This is a genomic window from Paraclostridium tenue, from assembly GCF_039521565.1.
Classification (GTDB): domain Bacteria; phylum Bacillota; class Clostridia; order Peptostreptococcales; family Peptostreptococcaceae; genus Paraclostridium; species Paraclostridium tenue.
Genome location: NZ_BAAACP010000012.1, coordinates 64448 through 82585 on the forward strand (window position 1 = coordinate 64448; position 18138 = coordinate 82585).

Annotated in this window: 16 protein-coding genes; 12 read left to right on the forward strand and 4 right to left on the reverse strand. The window is 28.5% G+C overall.

What is annotated here, in order from left to right; all coding sequences use genetic code 11:
* Positions 1 to 19 precede the first annotated feature (19 nt).
* Positions 20 to 1249: an aminopeptidase gene (locus ABFX13_RS10410; protein WP_346045663.1), complete on the reverse strand. Its 1230-nt coding sequence runs from the start codon at positions 1247 to 1249 to the stop codon at positions 20 to 22.
* Positions 1250 to 1560: 311 nt separating this feature from the next.
* On the opposite strand from ABFX13_RS10410, the gene ABFX13_RS10415 reads away from it, so the two are divergent.
* The 7 genes from ABFX13_RS10415 to ABFX13_RS10445 all read left to right on the forward strand — a co-directional run bounded on the left by ABFX13_RS10415 (position 1561) and on the right by ABFX13_RS10445 (position 11286).
* Entirely contained in the window at positions 1561 to 2337 is a 777-nt protein-coding gene (locus ABFX13_RS10415) for a nitroreductase family protein (protein WP_346045665.1), read from the forward strand.
* Between the two features lie 540 nt (positions 2338 to 2877).
* Positions 2878 to 3744, forward strand: coding sequence for a sensor histidine kinase (locus tag ABFX13_RS10420; RefSeq protein WP_346045667.1), 867 nt, complete (start codon positions 2878 to 2880; stop codon positions 3742 to 3744).
* 12 nt (positions 3745 to 3756) lie between these two features.
* The gene (locus tag ABFX13_RS10425; protein WP_346045668.1) at positions 3757 to 4482 is read left to right on the forward strand and encodes a LytR/AlgR family response regulator transcription factor; all 726 of its coding nucleotides are present in this window, start codon (positions 3757 to 3759) and stop codon (positions 4480 to 4482) included.
* A gap of 384 nt (positions 4483 to 4866) precedes the next feature.
* Positions 4867 to 5583, forward strand: a complete 717-nt coding sequence (gene pyrF / locus ABFX13_RS10430; RefSeq protein WP_346045670.1) for an orotidine-5'-phosphate decarboxylase — start codon at positions 4867 to 4869, stop codon at positions 5581 to 5583.
* A gap of 14 nt (positions 5584 to 5597) precedes the next feature.
* The gene (gene carA / locus ABFX13_RS10435) at positions 5598 to 6647 is read left to right on the forward strand and encodes a glutamine-hydrolyzing carbamoyl-phosphate synthase small subunit (protein WP_346045672.1); all 1050 of its coding nucleotides are present in this window, start codon (positions 5598 to 5600) and stop codon (positions 6645 to 6647) included.
* Between the two features lie 38 nt (positions 6648 to 6685).
* Positions 6686 to 9892: a carbamoyl-phosphate synthase large subunit gene (gene carB / locus ABFX13_RS10440; RefSeq protein WP_346045675.1), complete on the forward strand. Its 3207-nt coding sequence runs from the start codon at positions 6686 to 6688 to the stop codon at positions 9890 to 9892.
* A gap of 197 nt (positions 9893 to 10089) precedes the next feature.
* Positions 10090 to 11286 (forward strand): phospholipase C, encoded by a 1197-nt coding sequence (locus ABFX13_RS10445; protein WP_346045678.1) that lies wholly within the window; start codon positions 10090 to 10092, stop codon positions 11284 to 11286.
* Between the two features lie 44 nt (positions 11287 to 11330).
* Here ABFX13_RS10445 and ABFX13_RS10450 read toward each other — a convergent pair whose 3' ends face one another.
* Complete coding sequence (locus ABFX13_RS10450; RefSeq protein ID WP_147547562.1) at positions 11331 to 11843, reverse strand: ferritin; 513 nt, start codon at positions 11841 to 11843, stop codon at positions 11331 to 11333.
* Between the two features lie 163 nt (positions 11844 to 12006).
* Between ABFX13_RS10450 and ABFX13_RS10455 the strand changes: the two genes are divergently transcribed.
* Genes ABFX13_RS10455 through ABFX13_RS10470 form a run of 4 tightly spaced genes read left to right on the forward strand, consistent with a single transcriptional unit; the run spans position 12007 to position 14819 of the window.
* Positions 12007 to 12879: a class I SAM-dependent methyltransferase gene (locus ABFX13_RS10455; protein WP_346045680.1), complete on the forward strand. Its 873-nt coding sequence runs from the start codon at positions 12007 to 12009 to the stop codon at positions 12877 to 12879.
* Entirely contained in the window at positions 12879 to 13550 is a 672-nt protein-coding gene (locus tag ABFX13_RS10460; RefSeq protein WP_346045682.1) for an RluA family pseudouridine synthase, read from the forward strand. Before ABFX13_RS10455 ends, ABFX13_RS10460 begins: the two co-directional genes overlap by 1 nt.
* Before the next feature lies 1 nt (position 13551).
* Positions 13552 to 14256: a peptide arginase family protein gene (locus tag ABFX13_RS10465; RefSeq protein WP_346045684.1), complete on the forward strand. Its 705-nt coding sequence runs from the start codon at positions 13552 to 13554 to the stop codon at positions 14254 to 14256.
* Positions 14257 to 14312: 56 nt separating this feature from the next.
* Entirely contained in the window at positions 14313 to 14819 is a 507-nt protein-coding gene (locus tag ABFX13_RS10470; RefSeq protein WP_346045686.1) for an SEC-C metal-binding domain-containing protein, read from the forward strand.
* 206 nt (positions 14820 to 15025) lie between these two features.
* Here ABFX13_RS10470 and ABFX13_RS10475 read toward each other — a convergent pair whose 3' ends face one another.
* On the reverse strand, positions 15026 to 15943 hold the full coding sequence (locus tag ABFX13_RS10475) for a pseudouridine-5'-phosphate glycosidase (protein WP_346045689.1): 918 nt from the start codon (positions 15941 to 15943) through the stop codon (positions 15026 to 15028).
* A complete protein-coding gene (locus tag ABFX13_RS10480) occupies positions 15943 to 17031 on the reverse strand; it encodes a PfkB family carbohydrate kinase (protein WP_346045691.1) in 1089 nt (362 codons plus the stop codon). Before ABFX13_RS10480 ends, ABFX13_RS10475 begins: the two co-directional genes overlap by 1 nt.
* Positions 17032 to 17235: 204 nt before the next feature.
* Between ABFX13_RS10480 and yabG the strand changes: the two genes are divergently transcribed.
* A complete protein-coding gene (yabG, locus tag ABFX13_RS10485) occupies positions 17236 to 18132 on the forward strand; it encodes a sporulation peptidase YabG (protein ID WP_346045694.1) in 897 nt (298 codons plus the stop codon).
* Positions 18133 to 18138 lie beyond the last annotated feature (6 nt).

Here is an 18138-nt window from a genome sequence, read left to right on the forward strand (position 1 = left end):
TTATTTACTAAAGATTAAACTAGAATGCCCAGTTTCCATCTTTGAATATTTGAACTTTTTCACCATTAGCTTTTTCACCTATGATATTCATGTCAGCAGAACCTATCATAAAGTCAACGTGAGTTATACTAAAGTTTATACCGTGTTTATCTAATTCATCTTGTGGTATATTTACTCCATTTTCTACACAACTTTTATAAGCTGTACCTATTGCAAAGTGACAAGATGCGTTTTCATCATATAAAGTATTGTAAAATACTATATTTGTATCAGATATTGGTGATTTAAATGGAACTAAAGCTACTTCACCTAAGTAGTGAGAACCTTCATCAGTATCTATTAATTTAGATAAAGTCTCATATCCTTGTTCAGCAGTAAAGTCTACTATTTTTCCATCTTTAAATGTTAATGTAAAGTTATTTATAACATTTCCACCATAAACAAGTGGTTTAGTACTTGCAACAACACCATTAACACCAAATTTATGAGGTAGTGTAAATACTTCTTCAGTTGGTATATTTGGATTGAAGTTTACACCATTAGGGTCTTTAGAAGCACCACTTGCCCATATATGACCTTCTGGTAATTCCATAGTTATATCTGTTTTACCTGATTTAAAATATAAAGTTTTAAATTTACTGTCATTTAAAAAGTTCATTCTAACTTTTAAGTTTTTATTGTGTTGATTCCAAGCTTCTATAGGATTTTCTTGGTCAACTCTTGTACAATGGAATATTGCTTCCCACATTTTATCTATTGCTTCTTCTTCAGAAACACCAGGGAATACTTTTTTAGACCAGTTTGCTGTAGGTACAGAAACTATACTCCATTTTGATTTATCTGATAGAGTATAAGATCTCCATTCTTTAAGTGCTTCAGCAGAAGCTTTTTGGAAATTTGCTACTCTTTGAGGGTCAACATCTTTTAAAAGATCTGGGTCTTGAGCATATATTGTTAAGAATGCTCCTCCATTTTTAGCTATATCAACATATTGGTCAGATACCCACGTTGGGAACTCATTGAAAGTTTCTTCTGGAGCATTTAAATATTTTATAAGAGTACATTCTTCATCAGACCACTCTACAAATACTTCTTTAGCTCCTAAATCATAAGCTTTTTTAACAACTTTTCTTACAAAAGGAGCACATTCAATAGGAGATCTAACTAATAACGTTTGTCCGGGTTGTATATTTACCCCAACTTTAACTGATAATTCAGCATATTTTTCTAGATTTCTTTCTAAATTCATAAAGGTCACATCCTCTCAAAAATTTACATTAATGTAAAAATATATTCATTCAATTTAAGTATAGCACCATTTTTCTATTACTCCAAAATACTTTTTGTGATTAAATAAAATTGTATTTTGGAGTAATAGAAAAAAGAATTCAAAATATTTATTTGTACTATTTAGTAATATACTTTTTTAAATACCCATTTTTAAAAAATTTAACAAAATAAAGTAAATAATGTAACCATTTAAAGGGTAATGAAAGATAGTATAAGGTATTAAATTTTGATATAATATTACTTATTATATTGGTAGTTAGGAGGCAATAGATGGAGTTATATGACGCTATTTTTTATAGAAAATCTACTAAAAAATACTCAAAGAATAAATTAAGTATAAGTATGTTTGAAGAAGTTAGGAATATATGCAATGATATAGAAAGTTTAGATGAAAGTATAAAAGTCAAAGCTTATCCTATATTAAAAGGTGATAGTTTAAAGTTTATAATAAAAAAAGGTCATAGAATAGTAGCACCACACTATATTTTATTAACAGTTCAATTACCAGAGGAAACTAACCAAGAAGAACCAATAAATTACTTTGACAGTGTTGGATTTGCTGGAGAAAAATTAGTGTTAACATTAACTGAAATGGGATTAGCTACATGCTGGATAGGAAATAGTTTTAATAAGGAATTGATTTTAGATTTTGTTATCTTAGAAGAAAATGAAATTCCAGCAATGCTTATAGCTTTCGGATTTCCAGAAGGAAAAGATAGTTTGTTTAGAAAAAAAGAAGAAAAGTTAGATAGAAAACCATTAAAACAAATAGCTAAAAATATAGATGAAAAATGGGAAGATATAATAGAATGTGTAAGATTATCGCCATCATACAAGAATTCGCAACCATGGAGATTTTATCAAAATAATGAATCTCTTGATATATATATGAAAAAAGATTCTAACGAGGATATAAACCGAGTAAATATGGGTATTGCTTTAAAACATTTTGAAATAGGATGTAAATACAATAATATAGATTTTGAATATATAAAGCTAAACCTTAAAGATAAATTAAGAAAAGAATATTATATAAGTGTCGTATAATTAAAAAGTAGCTCTATCGATAATGTAGAGTTACTTTTTAATTTTTTGCATAAATTTATCACAAAATGTAAAAATTTAACAATATTCTAATTTGTGTTATAATATTGTTAAATTAATTAGAAAGGTATATGGGATATGTTTCATTTTTATATACTTTTAACAAGCATTGGAATTTGCTTAAGTTTTATAAATATTTATGATTTTAAAAGAAACAGACTTAAGTTAGCTATATACTTTTTAATTTTATATATAAGTATATGTATGGTATCTAAATGTTTGAAGATATCACCTTTATATGGATTAAATATAATAAATGCTATTTTTGTTTATAAGCTTACAAAGAAAACTTTATTGACTGTTATAATTCCCTTAATATCTACAGTATTATACATAGCAGTTAATATTTTTTGTTACTATATAGTTTTATTTTTAACAGGTGAAAACATATATAAAATAAGCTCAATAGTATATTTAATTTTATACTATTTAATTACATATTTAATTATTATTATTGTTTCAAAATTTTTAAACTGTAAGTTTATGAAAAAACTCGAAGATTTTGAAATGCTATATAAATCTAAAATTAAAATCTTAATTATATTAATAAGTATACTTTCTATATGCATATATTTTGAGACTATTAGACAAATAGATGTATCATGTATAACTGGATTAGAAGTTAAGCATAGCTTAATGTTGTCATTTTTAAATTTTTTAACATTTTTATCAACTATGTCTTTAATTATGTTAATGAATAATCAAAACCGATTAAAAGAGATACATGAATATAATAAAAAATTAGAAGATATGACAAATGAAATAAAAAAATTTAGACACGATTATAAAAATATTATTTTATCTATGAGTGGATATATAGAAGAAAATGATATGGAAGGATTGAAAAAATTTTTTTATTCAAATATAGAATGTTCAACAAAAAATTTGGATTTATACAATCTAAGTCTTGCATCAATTGGAAATATAAAATACATAGAAGTTAAAGGGGTAATAGCTTCAAAATTAATAGAGGCTCAAGAAAAAGGAATAGATATTAAGGTATATATTCCAAATGTTATAGAATATATAAATTTTAATAGTTTAGATTTATGCAGGATTTTAGGGATTGCATTAGATAATTGTATAGAAGCTTCTTTAGAATCTGAAAATCCATTAATAACTTTATCTATTATAGATGAAAAAGATTTAACTTCAATAATAATTTTAAATACATATAAAAGTAATATAAAGAATACATCTAAGTTGTTTAAAAATGGATACTCCTCAAAAGGGGAAGGGCGAGGAATTGGACTTAGTAATTTAAAAGAAATTTTGAGTAATTATAATAATGCTTATTTTACTATAAAAGCAGAAGGGGAATTTATTCAAAAGTTAGACATATATAAATAAGGAGGAGTTAGGGTGAGAATATTTATATGTGAGGACAATGACGATCAAAGGTATAGTCTTGAAAAAGCTATAGTATCTGTTTTAGAAACTGAAAATATACAAGGTGATATAATATTATCTAGTGACTCATCTAAGAAAATTATAGATTATGTATCAGAAAACAAAGGTAGAGGGGTGTACTTTTTAGATATAAACATAGGTGAGGACATAGATGGAATCGAATTAGCAAAGCAAATAAATAATATTGATAAAAATGCAATAATTATTATGATTACATCTCATAAAGATATGAGTCATCTTGTTTTTAAGTATCACATAGGTGCAATTGATTATATTATTAAAGAAGATTACGAAGAAGTAAAACATAGAATAAGAGAATGTATAATATGTGCTAATAATAAAATAAAAGATAGTTTAAATAAAGACTATTTTTTCATTGAGAGATTGGACTGTGTAGATAAGATTAAATATGAAGACATTCTTTACTTTGAAACTTGTAAAAAAAGATTTATAGGACTTAATACTACTAAAAGTTACATAGAGTTTAATGGGACACTAAAAGAATTAGAAAAAAAATTAGATGACAGATTTATAAGATGTCATAAGTCTTATATTGTAAATAAAAATAAAGTAAGCAATATCAATAAAAAACAAAGAATTATTACTATGGAAGATGGAAGTAAGTGTTATGTATCTTTGTTGCTTTTAAAAAAGACAGTAGAGAGTATTGTATCTTAAAATACTAGGACAATTACAATATATAAAATAGTTGACATGTATATAAATAAGTGTAATAATTATACACAAGAGAGGGCTTTAAATTATCCCGAGAGGATACTAAGCAATCTTATTTATAAATTAAAAATAAAAACTTCCTTGAAAGTAGTCCAGAGAGGCTAGTAAGGTTATATAAATAAATTTAATTTGCATACATATAACCTCTAACTGGATTAGTTAGAGGTTTTTTATATATAAAAAATAAAATAAAGTCTTTTAAACTAGTCCAGAGAGGCTGCGAAAGATATCGTCATGACAGAAAGTTATGAAGTATTGAATCCTTATACCTCTAGGTATAAGGATTTTTCTGATATTAGGGGCTTTATATAAAAAGGAGAGAGTAAAATGATAAATGGAAAAGACAAATTAATCGTAGCAATTGATACTAACGACTTTGATAAAGCTAAGGAATTAATAGATAAGTTGGAGGATAGTGTAGATATATTTAAGGTGGGATTAGAACAATATGTAGCAACAAGGGGTAAAACAGTAGATTATTTGAAAGAAAAGAGTAAAAAAATATTTTTAGATCTTAAGTTTCACGATATACCAAATACGATGCAAAGTGCAGTAAGAGCAGCGGTTAGAGATAACGTTTGGTTAATGACAATACATGTTTCAGATATGGAAGGAATGAGACAATGTGCATTAGCTGCGAAAGAAGAAGCTGAAAAATTAGGAATAGAAAAACCAATAATAGTAGGAGTTACAGTATTAACTTCATTAAGTGATAAAGATTTACAAGATATAGGTTGTAATATGACTGCAGGGGAATTAGCAATAAAAAGAGCTAAATTAGCTAAAGAAGCAGGAATAGATGGAATAGTTTGTTCAGCACAAGAGGTTGATAAAATAGTAGAAGCTTGTGGAAGTGAATTTGTAACAGTTTGTCCAGGAATAAGACCTGAAAGTGCCGATAAAGGAGACCAAAAAAGAGTTGTTACTCCAAAAGAAGCAATAAATAAAGGAGCTCATTACTTAGTAGTTGGAAGACCAATAACTAAGGCTGAAAATCCAATTCAAGCAGCAACAAATATAGTAAAAGAAATTGAAAATGCCTAAGGGGGAAGTAAGTTATGAAAGCTAAATTAATATTAGAAGATGGAACGATACTTGAAGGTAAAGCTTTTGGTTACTTAAATGAAAGTGTAGGAGAAGTAGTATTTAATACTTCTATGACGGGATATGGAGAAGTTTTAACAGACCCATCATACTATGGTCAAATAGTAACAATGACTTACCCATTAATAGGAAATTATGGAATAAATCTAGAAGATGTTGAGTCAAGAAGAGTTCATGTAAAAGGATTTATAGTAAGAGAAAAGAGTGATAATCCAAATAATTTTAGATGTGAGATGGATATAGACACATATTTAAAACAAAATAAAGTTATAGGACTTGAAGGTATAGATACTAGAGCATTAACTAAGATATTAAGAAACAACGGAACTATGAAAGGTATAATCACTTTAGAAAATAATACGACATTAGAAAATGTTGTTTCAAAAATAGATAAATTTTCAAATACAGAAGCAGTAAAAACTGTAACTAGAAAAGAAAAAGAATATATAAAGGGGAATGGTCCAAAGGTAGCAGTTATGGACTTTGGAGTAAAAGAAAATATATTAAGATCTTTTAAAGCAAGAGGATGTGATTTAGTAGTTTTACCAGCAACAACAACAGCTGAAGAAATACTAAATGAAAATCCAGATTTAATATTCTTATCAAATGGACCTGGAGATCCAGAAGATTTAGAAGATGTTATAGAAAACATAAGACAATTAATAGGCAAAAAACCTATAGCAGGTATATGTTTAGGACATCAACTTTTAGCCTTAACACTAGGTGGAAAAACAGCAAGGCTTAAGTTTGGACATAGAGGTGGAAATCATCCAGTTAAAGATTTGGAAGATGGAAAAGTTTATATAACATCTCAAAATCATGGGTACTATGTTTCACAAATGCCATCAAATATGAACATAACCCATGTAAACTTAAACGATAACACAGTAGAGGGTATGAGACACAGTGAACTACCGATATATAGTGTTCAGTATCATCCAGAGGCTTGTCCAGGGCCGAAAGACAATGATTATATATTCGATAAGTTCTTAGAACTAATATAATAGATCGTTTAAATTAATTGGATAAGGAGATTGAGAGTATGCCTAAAATAGATAGTATTAAAAAGACGTTAGTATTAGGGTCAGGACCTATAATAATAGGGCAAGCAGCAGAGTTTGATTACTCTGGAACACAAGCGTGTCAAGCTTTAAAAGAAGAGGGAGTAGAAGTTATTTTAATAAATAGTAATCCAGCTACAATAATGACGGATGAAGAGGTAGCGGACAAAATATATATAGAACCATTAACAATAGAATTCATAGAAAAAATAATAGAAAAAGAAAGACCAGATAGCATATTAGCAGGTATGGGAGGTCAAACAGGACTTAACTTAGCGGTTGAACTTTATGATGCAGGTATACTTGATAAATACAATGTAAAAGTATTAGGAACTTCTATAGAGTCTATAAAAAAAGGTGAAGATAGAGATTTATTTAGAGAAGTTATGAAAGAAATAAACCAACCAGTAGTAGTAAGTGATATAGTAACTAACCTAGAAGATGGATTAGCTTTTGCTAATAAAATAGGTTATCCAGTAGTAGTTAGACCTGCATATACACTAGGTGGAACTGGTGGAGGTATAGCTGAAACAAAAGAAGAATTAACAGAAATACTTTCTCAAGGATTACAATTAAGTCCAGTTAGTCAAGTATTACTAGAAAAGAGTATAAAAGGTTGGAAAGAAATAGAATATGAAGTAATGAGAGATGGAAACGGAAACTGTATAACAGTATGTAATATGGAAAACATAGACCCTGTTGGAGTGCATACTGGAGATAGTATAGTTGTTGCACCAAGTCAAACTTTAAGTGACAAAGAATACCAAATGCTTAGAAAAGCATCTATAGATATAATAAATGCCATAGAAGTTAAAGGTGGATGTAATGTTCAGATAGCTTTAAATCCACATAGCTTAGAATATGCAATAATAGAAATAAACCCAAGAGTTAGTAGGTCATCAGCTCTTGCATCAAAAGCTACAGGATATCCAATAGCTAAGGTTGCTGCAAAGATAGCTTTAGGCTATACACTAGATGAAATACAAAATGCAGTTACAAAGAAAACTTACGCATGTTTTGAGCCAACACTTGATTATGTAGTTGTAAAAATACCTAAATGGCCATTTGATAAGTTTAAGCAAGCGAATAGAAAATTAGGCACAAAGATGATGGCTACAGGAGAAATAATGAGTATAGGAAGTAACTTTGAGGCAGCTATCCTTAAAGGTATAAGATCTTTAGAAATAGGAAAATACTCTTTAGTTCATAAGCCTTCTGAAAACAGAAGTATAGAACAATTAAAAGCTAGAGTAGTTGTTCCTGATGATGAAAGACTGTTTGACCTAGCTGAAATGATAAGAAGAGGCTATAAAATAGAAATGATAGAACAAATCACTGGAGTTGATAAGTGGTTTATAAATAAATTTAAATGGATAGTAGAACAAGAAGAAAAATTAAGAGGAATGCATATAGAAGATTTAAGTAAAGACTACTTATTAGAACTTAAGAAAAAAGGATTCTCAGATAAAGGTATAGCTGACTTAATGAAAATAAGCCCAGAAAAAGTTTATGAATTAAGAACTCTATACAATATAACTCCATCATATAAAATGGTAGATACTTGTGGAGGGGAGTTTGATGCATTATCTCCATACTATTACTCAACTTATGAAGAATATGATGAAGTAGTAGTAAGTGATAAAAAGAAAGTTATAGTACTTGGCTCTGGACCTATAAGAATAGGGCAAGGAATAGAGTTTGATTATTGTTCAGTTCACTGTGTTAAGTCATTAAGAGCACAAGGAATAGAAACTATAATAATAAACAATAACCCAGAAACAGTAAGTACAGATTTTGACACATCAGATAAGCTATATTTTGAGCCATTAACAGAAGAAGAAGTATTAAATATAATAGAAAAAGAAAATCCAGATGGAGTTATACTTCAATTTGGAGGGCAAACAGCTATAAAACTAGCTAAGTTTCTAGATGAAAAGAAAATAAAAATATTAGGAACAAGTTGTAAAGATATAGATGAAGCGGAAGATAGAGAAAAATTTGATGAATTATTAGAGAAGTTAGATATCAATAGACCTAAAGGTAAAGCTATATGGTCAGTAAATGAAGGTATCGAAGAAGCTAAGAAGTTAGGATACCCAGTACTTGTTAGACCTTCTTATGTACTTGGAGGTCAAGGTATGGAAATAACTTATGATGAAAATAAGTTAACTCAATATTTAACAGATGCTTTCTTAAGAGATAGCAAAAATCCTGTGCTTATAGATAAGTACTTAACTGGTAGAGAAATAGAAGTAGACGCTATATGTGATGGAGAAGATATATTAATACCAGGTATAATGGAGCACTTAGAAAGAGCTGGAGTTCACTCTGGAGACAGTATAACAATGTATCCAAGTCAAAATATAAGCGATGAAATTAAATCTAAAATATTAGATTATACTAAAAAAATTGCTTTAGAATTAAATGTATTAGGAATGGTAAATATACAATTTATAGAGTTCCATGGAGAACTATATATAATAGAAGTTAACCCTAGAGCAAGTAGAACAGTTCCATATATAAGTAAAGTAAGTAAGGTGCCTATAGTTGATTTAGCTACAAAATGTATGTTAGGAGCTAAATTAAAAGATTTAGGATATGGAACAGGAGTTTATAAAGAACCTAAATTAATATCTGTAAAAGTGCCAGTATTCTCAATGTCTAAACTTGCTAGAGTTGATGTAAGTCTAGGTCCTGAAATGAAATCAACAGGAGAAGTTTTAGGAGTTGGAGAAACACTAGAAGAAGCTTTATATAAAGGATTTTTAGCTGCTGGCAAGAAGATGTCTAATAAGAGAGGTGTAGTATTAGCTACTATAAACAACTACGACAAAGGAGAGTTTATAGAAATTGCTAAAGACATGAATGAATTGGGATATACCTTTGTAGCAACTGAAGGAACGGCAAAAACTTTAAGAGAAAATGGAATAGATGCAGAAGTAGTAAATAGAGTAGAAGAAGCTAGACCAAATATACTAGATGTTATAAGAAACAAACAAGTTGATATAGTTATAAATACACCTACTAAAGGAAATGATTCAACTAGAGATGGATTTAAAATAAGAAGAACTGCTACAGAGTTCTCAACAGAAGTAATGACATCACTAGATACTTTAAAGGCTTTAGTAGAGGTTAAAAAGAAAGAAATAAATAGAGAAAAATTAGCTGTTTATAATATAGCTGATTAATAAGATTGTTTAATTAAAAAGTGCCTCAAAAGTGATTTTTATAATCATTAGAGGTGCTTTTTTGTAAATTTTCAATTTTACTCCATAATATAGACATGTTAGTCCAAAATTATTGTTTTTAATAAGAATAGTGATAATATCATAGGAAAGATAAAGTGGTAAAACCTTTTCATACTATATATTAGGGAGGAAAAGTGATGAAAAATAAGATTTTTAAAAAATCAATTAATGCATTTTTTGTATTAGGGTTATGTACACTTATGGGGGGAACATCTTATGCCTGGGATGGTAAAAAAGATGGAACTGGTACTCATGCACTTATTGCAGAACATGGATTAACTATGTTGAACAATGATTTAAATCAAAATGAACCACAATCAGTAAAACAAAACATAGAAATATTAAATAAATATCTAAAAGATTTGAAATTAGGGTCAACTTTCCCAGATTATGATCCTAATGCATATGATTTATATCAAGATCATTTCTTTGATCCAGACACAGGAAATAACTTCACATTAGATAATAAATGGTATGTAGCGTCACCTATTTATGATACAGCTGAAACACAAGTAAGAAAATTTGCTACTTTAGCACAAAATGAATGGAAAAAAGGAAATTATAAAGAAGCTACATTTTTACTAGGGCAAGGAATGCATTATTTAGGGGATTTAAATACACCATATCATGCAGCTAATGTAACTGCAGTAGATAGTCCTGGACATGTAAAGTATGAAACATTTGTAGAAAATAGAAAAGAAAATTATGCCTTAAATACAACTGGAAATGATACAACTCAAGGTGTATATAAAGATGCAATAGCTAATAAAAATTTTGATCAATGGATGACTCAAAACTCTGTAAAATATGCTAAAAAGGCAAAAGATTTATATTATAGTCATTCAACTATGAAACATAATTGGGATGATTGGGATTACTCAGGAAGAGAAGCAATAAAAAATTCTCAAGTATGTACAGCAGGATTTTTATATAGATTTATAAATGAGGTTTCAGAAGATCAAATAACAAATAGCTTATCAAATGAGTTTAATGTAGTTTTAAAAACAGCAGATAAGGAATATGCAGGAACTGATGATAATGTATACTTTGGATTTGAGACTAAAGATGGAAATAAGTATGAATGGAACTTAGATAATGCAGGAAATGATTTTGAAAAAAATCAAACAGATAATTATATATTAAAAGTAAAAGATGATATAAAAGTTAATACAAATGATATAATAAAATATTGGGTTAGAAAAGAAAATAGAACACCTATAAGTGATGATTGGGAGTTAAGCAATATAAAATTAATATCAAATGGAAAAGTAATTCTTCAAAAAGATATTAATAAAGTATTTAAAGGAAATGAAAGTTATTTTATAAATAAATAAAATAAAAAAGCCGTTTGTAGATTACAAATGGCTTTTTTATTTAACTATGCATTTTGAACTGGTGGAACATAAGCTCTTTGAGCTAGTTCTTGGTCAATCATTAAAAGACCAGCAGGATCATTTTTTAATAATCTTAACTTTCTAACAACCTTTTCCATGTTCTCTTCTTCTTCTGATTGTTCATCGATAAACCATCTTAAGAAAGATGAAGTAGTGTGATCTTTATCAGAAATTGCTAAATCAACTAATTCATGAATTGAATTACTTATAAGTTTTTCATGCTCTAAAGCTGCTTCAAATACATCTAAAGGACTTTCAAAATCTGATTTAGGTTTTTCAATAGCTTGTAGAATAATTTTACCCCCAGCTCTACTTATGTAATTGAAAAATTTGTAGGCATGGTCTCTTTCTTCTTTAACTTGAACATTAAAGAAATTTGCAAAACCATCTAAATTATTTTCTATAAAGTAAGCTTCCATTGACATATAGAAGTACTCAGAGAAAAGTTCCATTTGAAGTTGATTGTTTAATGCATCTATAACTTTTTGACTTGCCATAAAAACCCCTCCTAAAATTTATAGTAATTTTGATTACAATACTATTATACAATAGTATTGCTAAAATTTGATAATAAGTATATAAAGTATTTAAAATACTCAAAATATCAAGTAATAATATGGTATAATACATAAATTGAGATTAAATTTTAGGAGGAAACCAATGTTATTATTAGCTGATAAATGGAAAGATTATGAACTTATAGATATGGGTAACGGAGAAAAATTAGAACGTTGGGGCAAGATTGTATTAAGAAGACCAGATCCACAAGTTATGTGGCCAATATCTGAAGAAAAAGGATTATGGAAAAATCCTCATGGACACTACCATAGAAGTAGTAGAGGTGGAGGTCAATGGGAACATAAAAAGAAATATCCTGAAAGATGGACAATAAGTTATAAAAATTTAAAGTTTAATATAAGTCCAACAGGATTTAAACATACAGGATTATTCCCAGAACAAGCGGCAAACTGGGATTGGGCGATGGATAAAATAAAAAATGCAGGAAGACCTATAAAAGTATTAAATTTATTCGCATATACTGGAGGAGCTACTGTTGCATGTGCATATGCAGGAGCGGAAGTATGTCATGTTGATGCATCTAAAGGTATGGTAACTTGGGCTAAAGAAAATTTACACACATCAGGTCTTCAAGATAGAAAAGTAAGATTTATAGTGGATGATGTTGTTAAATTTGTTGAAAGAGAAATAAGAAGAGGAAATAAATATGATGCTATAATAATGGACCCACCTTCTTATGGAAGAGGACCAAAAGGAGAAGTATGGCAAATAGAAGAAAAATTATATGGACTAGTTGAATTATGCACTAAGGTATTATCAGACAATCCATTATTTTTCTTAATAAATTCATATACAACAGGATTATCTCCAATAATACTTGAACATATATTAGATGCTACAGTTGCTAAGCAAGCAAAAGGTGGAAAGATATATGGAGGAGAAATAGGAATACCTACATCTAAAGATGGAAAAGTTCTTCCTTGTGGAATATTTGGAAGATGGGAGTCTAAATAATGATAAAAGTCATATATGAAGATAACCATTTATTAGTTGTAGAAAAACCTGTTAATGTACTATCTCAAGGTGATGATACTAATGATAAAGATATGGTTAATTTATTAAAAGACTATATAAAAGTTAAGTACAATAAACCAGGGAATGTATTTATAGGTCTTGTTCATAGATTAGATAGACCAGTAGGCGGAATAATGGTTTTTGCAAAAACTTCTAAAGCTGCATCTAGATTATCTGAACAAGTTAGAAATAAAAGTTTCAAGAAAACTTATAGAGCTGTTTTAAATGGAAATATGAGAAAAGATAGTGATACATTAAAAGATTATCTTTACAAGAACAAAAAAACCAATATGGTAAGCGTAGTAAATAAAAATCATAAAGATGCCAAGGATGCAGCATTAAGTTATGAAACAATAGCTAAGAATGAAAAATTTAGCATGGTTCAAGTTGATTTAAAAACAGGGAGACCTCATCAAATTAGGGTGCAATTTTCAAGCAGAAAGCATCCTTTATTTGGAGACCAAAGATATGGTCAAGATATAAATAAAAAAGGAGACCAAATAGCTCTTTGGTCTTATAAAATAGAAATAACTCATCCTACTACAAAAGAAAAAATGGAGTTTATATGTGAGCCTCCAAATAAATATCCATGGAATTTATTTGAGGTTTAAAATGGATAAATATACTGGGTTTTATATAGACAAACCTCTGGGAAATAATGTGTTTTCATATGATGAGAGAAAGAATAAAAAAATTTATGTTCCTAAGCTTATACAAGGAGATTTAAGTGATGTAAAAGTAGGAAATGAGGTAGTATTTAGTGAAATAGATTTTGAAGAAGAAATAAATGCTATAGGTCTAAAGAATATGGTTAAATTTAATTATAAAGACAAAACTGTATATATTTTTGATAACCATAATCATTCTTTCTATTTTTGGATAAAAAGTCTAAAAGAAGGTTTATTCAATAAAGGGTGTAAGTTAGTTCATATAGATCAACATAAGGACATGAGAGAGCCAGAAAATTATGATGTAGATATAGAAAATATAGAAGATGTTTTTATATATACAAACTATGTATTAAATGTAGGGAATTTTATAAAGCCTGCATTATATCATAATATTTTCTCAGGGGCTGTTATAATAGATAGCACTTATGGATTAGAAATGGATGTAGAAGGTGAGATAGTTTTAGATATAGATTTAGATATTTTTTCAAAAGACATGGAGTATATATCTTTTGATTTAAGAGTCAATAAAATTAGAGAATATATAGATAGAGCTAAGGTTATAACTATTGCAAGTAGCCCGTTTTTCATAGAACAAGACTATGCTATAAAAGTATTAAAAGAATTATTCAATTGTGATATAATATAAGAGTTAATTATTTATAAATTAAACCATGACTTAGTCATGAATAGGAGGAAATAAAAATGAGTTTATACACTACATGGAGATCATTAAGTGAAAATCATAATAGCCAAGAAGAAGAAGTTAAGTTTTGGGAAGAATATTTAAAGAAAGAAACAGAAATATATAATGAAATATTAAACACTAAAAAAGACGTTATAGAAGGAAAAGTTAGTGATTTAGCTACAGCTTACAATACATCAGTAGAATATATGATGGGATTCATAGATGGAATAAGCGAAAGTTTAAAAGAAGATTTAACAGAAGAAAAATTAGAAACTATAGAAGCAGATACAGAAGTTAAGTTAGAAATAGATTGGGAAAAGTTATACTACAATATGGTAGCTGTAGAAGCTCACTGGTTATATAACTTACAAGGGTGGAACAACATATTATCAGAAGATAAGAGAAAAGAATTACAAAAAGCTTTCAAAGCTACTAAAACTGTAGTTAAGGACGAAAAAATAGGAAGAAATGAACCTTGTCCATGTGGAAGTGGTAAAAAATACAAAAAATGTTGTGGAAAATAAGGAGATAACATGTTTTTACTAAAATTCATTGATGAAGATGATAATCTATCTACGAAAGAATTTAATTCATTAAGTTCTTTGAAGGATTACGTTAAAGATAACGACATCGATAAGACGTGGCATCAAGTGGAAGAAGTAAAAAAAGTAATTCCTAACCTAAAAGAAGATTAAAAAAAGGAGCTTAAGCTCCTTTTTTATTTATATTATTATTTTAAATTAGATAGATCTTTAGCTATTTGAGCAGCCACTTTGGCATTGTTGTAAACTAATTCTATATTAGCATCTAAACTTTTACCAGCAGTAATAGTTTTTACTTTATCCAGTAAAAAAGGAGTAACTTTTTTACCTGTTATATTTTTCTCATTAGCTTCTTTTAAGGCTGACTCTATAGCATTATTTATAGTACCATAATCCATTTCGAACTCTTTTGGTATTGGATTTCCTATAACCATACCACCTTTTAAATCTAAATCCCACTTAGCTTTTAAAGCATTAGCAACTTCCATAGAAGAATCTACTTTATAATCAACTCCAAATCCACTTTGTCTAGTGTAGAATGCAGGGAACTCTTCTGTGCCAAATCCTACAACTGGAACTCCGTTAGTTTCTAAATACTCTAGAGTAAGACCTATATCTAGTATAGATTTAGCACCAGCGCAAACAACAGCAACGTTTGTATTAGCTAATTCTTGTAAATCTGCAGATATATCAAAAGTTTCTTGAGCACCCCTATGTACTCCACCTATACCACCTGTAGCGAATACTTTAACTCCAGCTAAGTTAGCTAATATCATTGTAGTAGCTACTGTAGTAGCTCCATTTAGTTTTTTTGATATAATGAAAGGTAAATCTCTTCTACTAGCTTTTAAAACATCCTTGCTAGTGCCTAGAAACTCTATTTCTTCAGTTGTAAGACCAACTTTTAAAATACCATCTATTATTGCTATAGTAGCAGGTATTGCACCATTTTCTCTTATTATTTTACTAACATTTTTGGCCATTTCAATATTTTTAGGATAAGGCATACCATGAGATATTATAGTAGATTCTAAAGCAACCACTGGTTGACCTTCGGATAAAGCTCTCTTAACTTCTGGGTGTATATGCAAGTATTTTTCTAACATTAGATCATCTCCTTTAATATTTTTTTAACACTATCAACAGACATACTTGGGTTGATAGTATTTTTGTGTAGTAATGTAAGTATTGAAGCAGCTGTTGAAAACTTAGCCGTATCAGTCAAATTGTAATTTTTTAAATAACTGTAAACTAATGCTGCTATAAAGGCATCTCCTGCGCCTGTAGCGCTCACTATATCTATTGAAACCCCTGGCAGTAGTAAAGATTCATCTTTATTAGCACAGAATACACCGTCATGTCCTAGAGTTATAAATACATTTTGAACCCCTTTATCTAAAAAGTATTTAGCACATGTGTGTAAATCATCATTGTTATTTATTTTTATACCTGATAGTATTTCAGCTTCTAACTTATTAGGCTTTATAGTAGCAAATCTACCTACTATATCTTTTACCTTAAGACTTTTTTGTGTAGAAACAGTATCAATAAATATAGGGATATCTTTATATGTTCTACTTATATAATCTATAACTTCAAATGATAAGTTTGTATCTAGCACGATAGCTAAAGAGTCTTTAATTGAAGTATGTTTAGATACTATATAATCAATATCGATTTTTTCCATAACATCCATATGAGATATAGCTAATTGCATATCATAGTTATTGTTAAGTATTGATAAATACATAGAAGTTGGATATAAATCTGATACATAACAATCAGAAGTATCTATATTTAATTTTTTGCATTCTGATAATATTCTATCTCCATAGACATCATTTCCAACGGCTGATATAAGTTTCGTATTTATACCTAGTTTAGAAATATTTTCACATATATTTCTACTTACTCCTCCAAGTGAAATATCAACTTTGCCTGGATTTGAATCAAACATAGTAAGTTCATCATTAGGTGATCCTTGGATATCAACATTGGATCCACCTATAACAGTGACAAAATTACTTTTACTTATAATGTAACCTTTTCCTTTAATATAGCCTTTTTTCATTAAGTTCGTTATATGTACTGCCACAGATGAACGAGTTATGTTAAGCATATCTGCTAAAGTTTGTTGAGAAACCATAGGGTCATCTCTTAAAATTTCTAAAATTTCTTTTTCTCTATCAGTCATTAATATCACCATAAATAAATATTTGCTTATATAAATAAGCATTTGTTAAGAAAGATAATAACATTTACATAAAATAATTTCAATAGTAAATTTTAATTTTGAGTTACAAAAATTGGACAAATTAGATATGGGAGGAACAATATTTTGTCGACTTTCATAATATAAATTAAGAAAACTAATATTTGTTAGGAGGACATCTATGTTATGAAGATAGGAGACACTGTAGTAAGAAAATCCTACAATAAAGATATTGTTTTTAAAATAATAGGCTTTGAAATAGATGAGAATAATCAAAAAATAGCTATTTTAAAAGGTATTGCGTTTAGAATAATTGCGGATTCTAATATTGATGATTTAGAAAAAACAAATTCTTATGATATGAGAAATGTTCTTATAGATAAGGATGTTGAAAATATTTTATATAAGAGTATAAAAAAAACTAAAGAAAGAAATAAGAAATTAAGTAGAGCTACTCAAAAGGCTCAAAGTTATCCAAAACAAGCTCAAATTCAAAGTCAGGTACAAAATTCATATGGTATGCCGGGAAAGGTACTTCATATAGATGGAGATCCTGAGTATTTAAAGATTTGTTTAGATGTTTACACAAAATTAGGTATACCAGCAATTGGTAAGGCAATACCTGAAAATTTACAATATAAAGAAGTTAGAGCTTTATTAGAACAACATAATCCATCCATACTAGTAATAACGGGTCATGATGCAATTGTTAATAATAAAGGAAGTCTTAAAGATTTAAAAAATTATAGAAATACTTCTAACTTTATAAAAACTGTTAGAGAAGCAAGAAAATATGATCCATCATTAGATAGTTTAGTTATATTTGCAGGAGCATGTCAATCAAACTATGAAGAGATAATTAAAGCAGGAGCAAATTTTGCGAGTTCTCCAAGTCGTGTAATGATACATGCTTTAGATCCATTGTTAGTGGTTGAAAAAATTGCTTGTTCAAGGATAGATAAAGTGGTTCCTTTAGAAGAGATTTTAAGTCACACCGTAACAGGTATCAAAGGTGTTGGTGGAATAGAAACAAGAGGTAAATTTAGACTTACAATGCCTTTATCTATATATAATAACTATTGACAATAT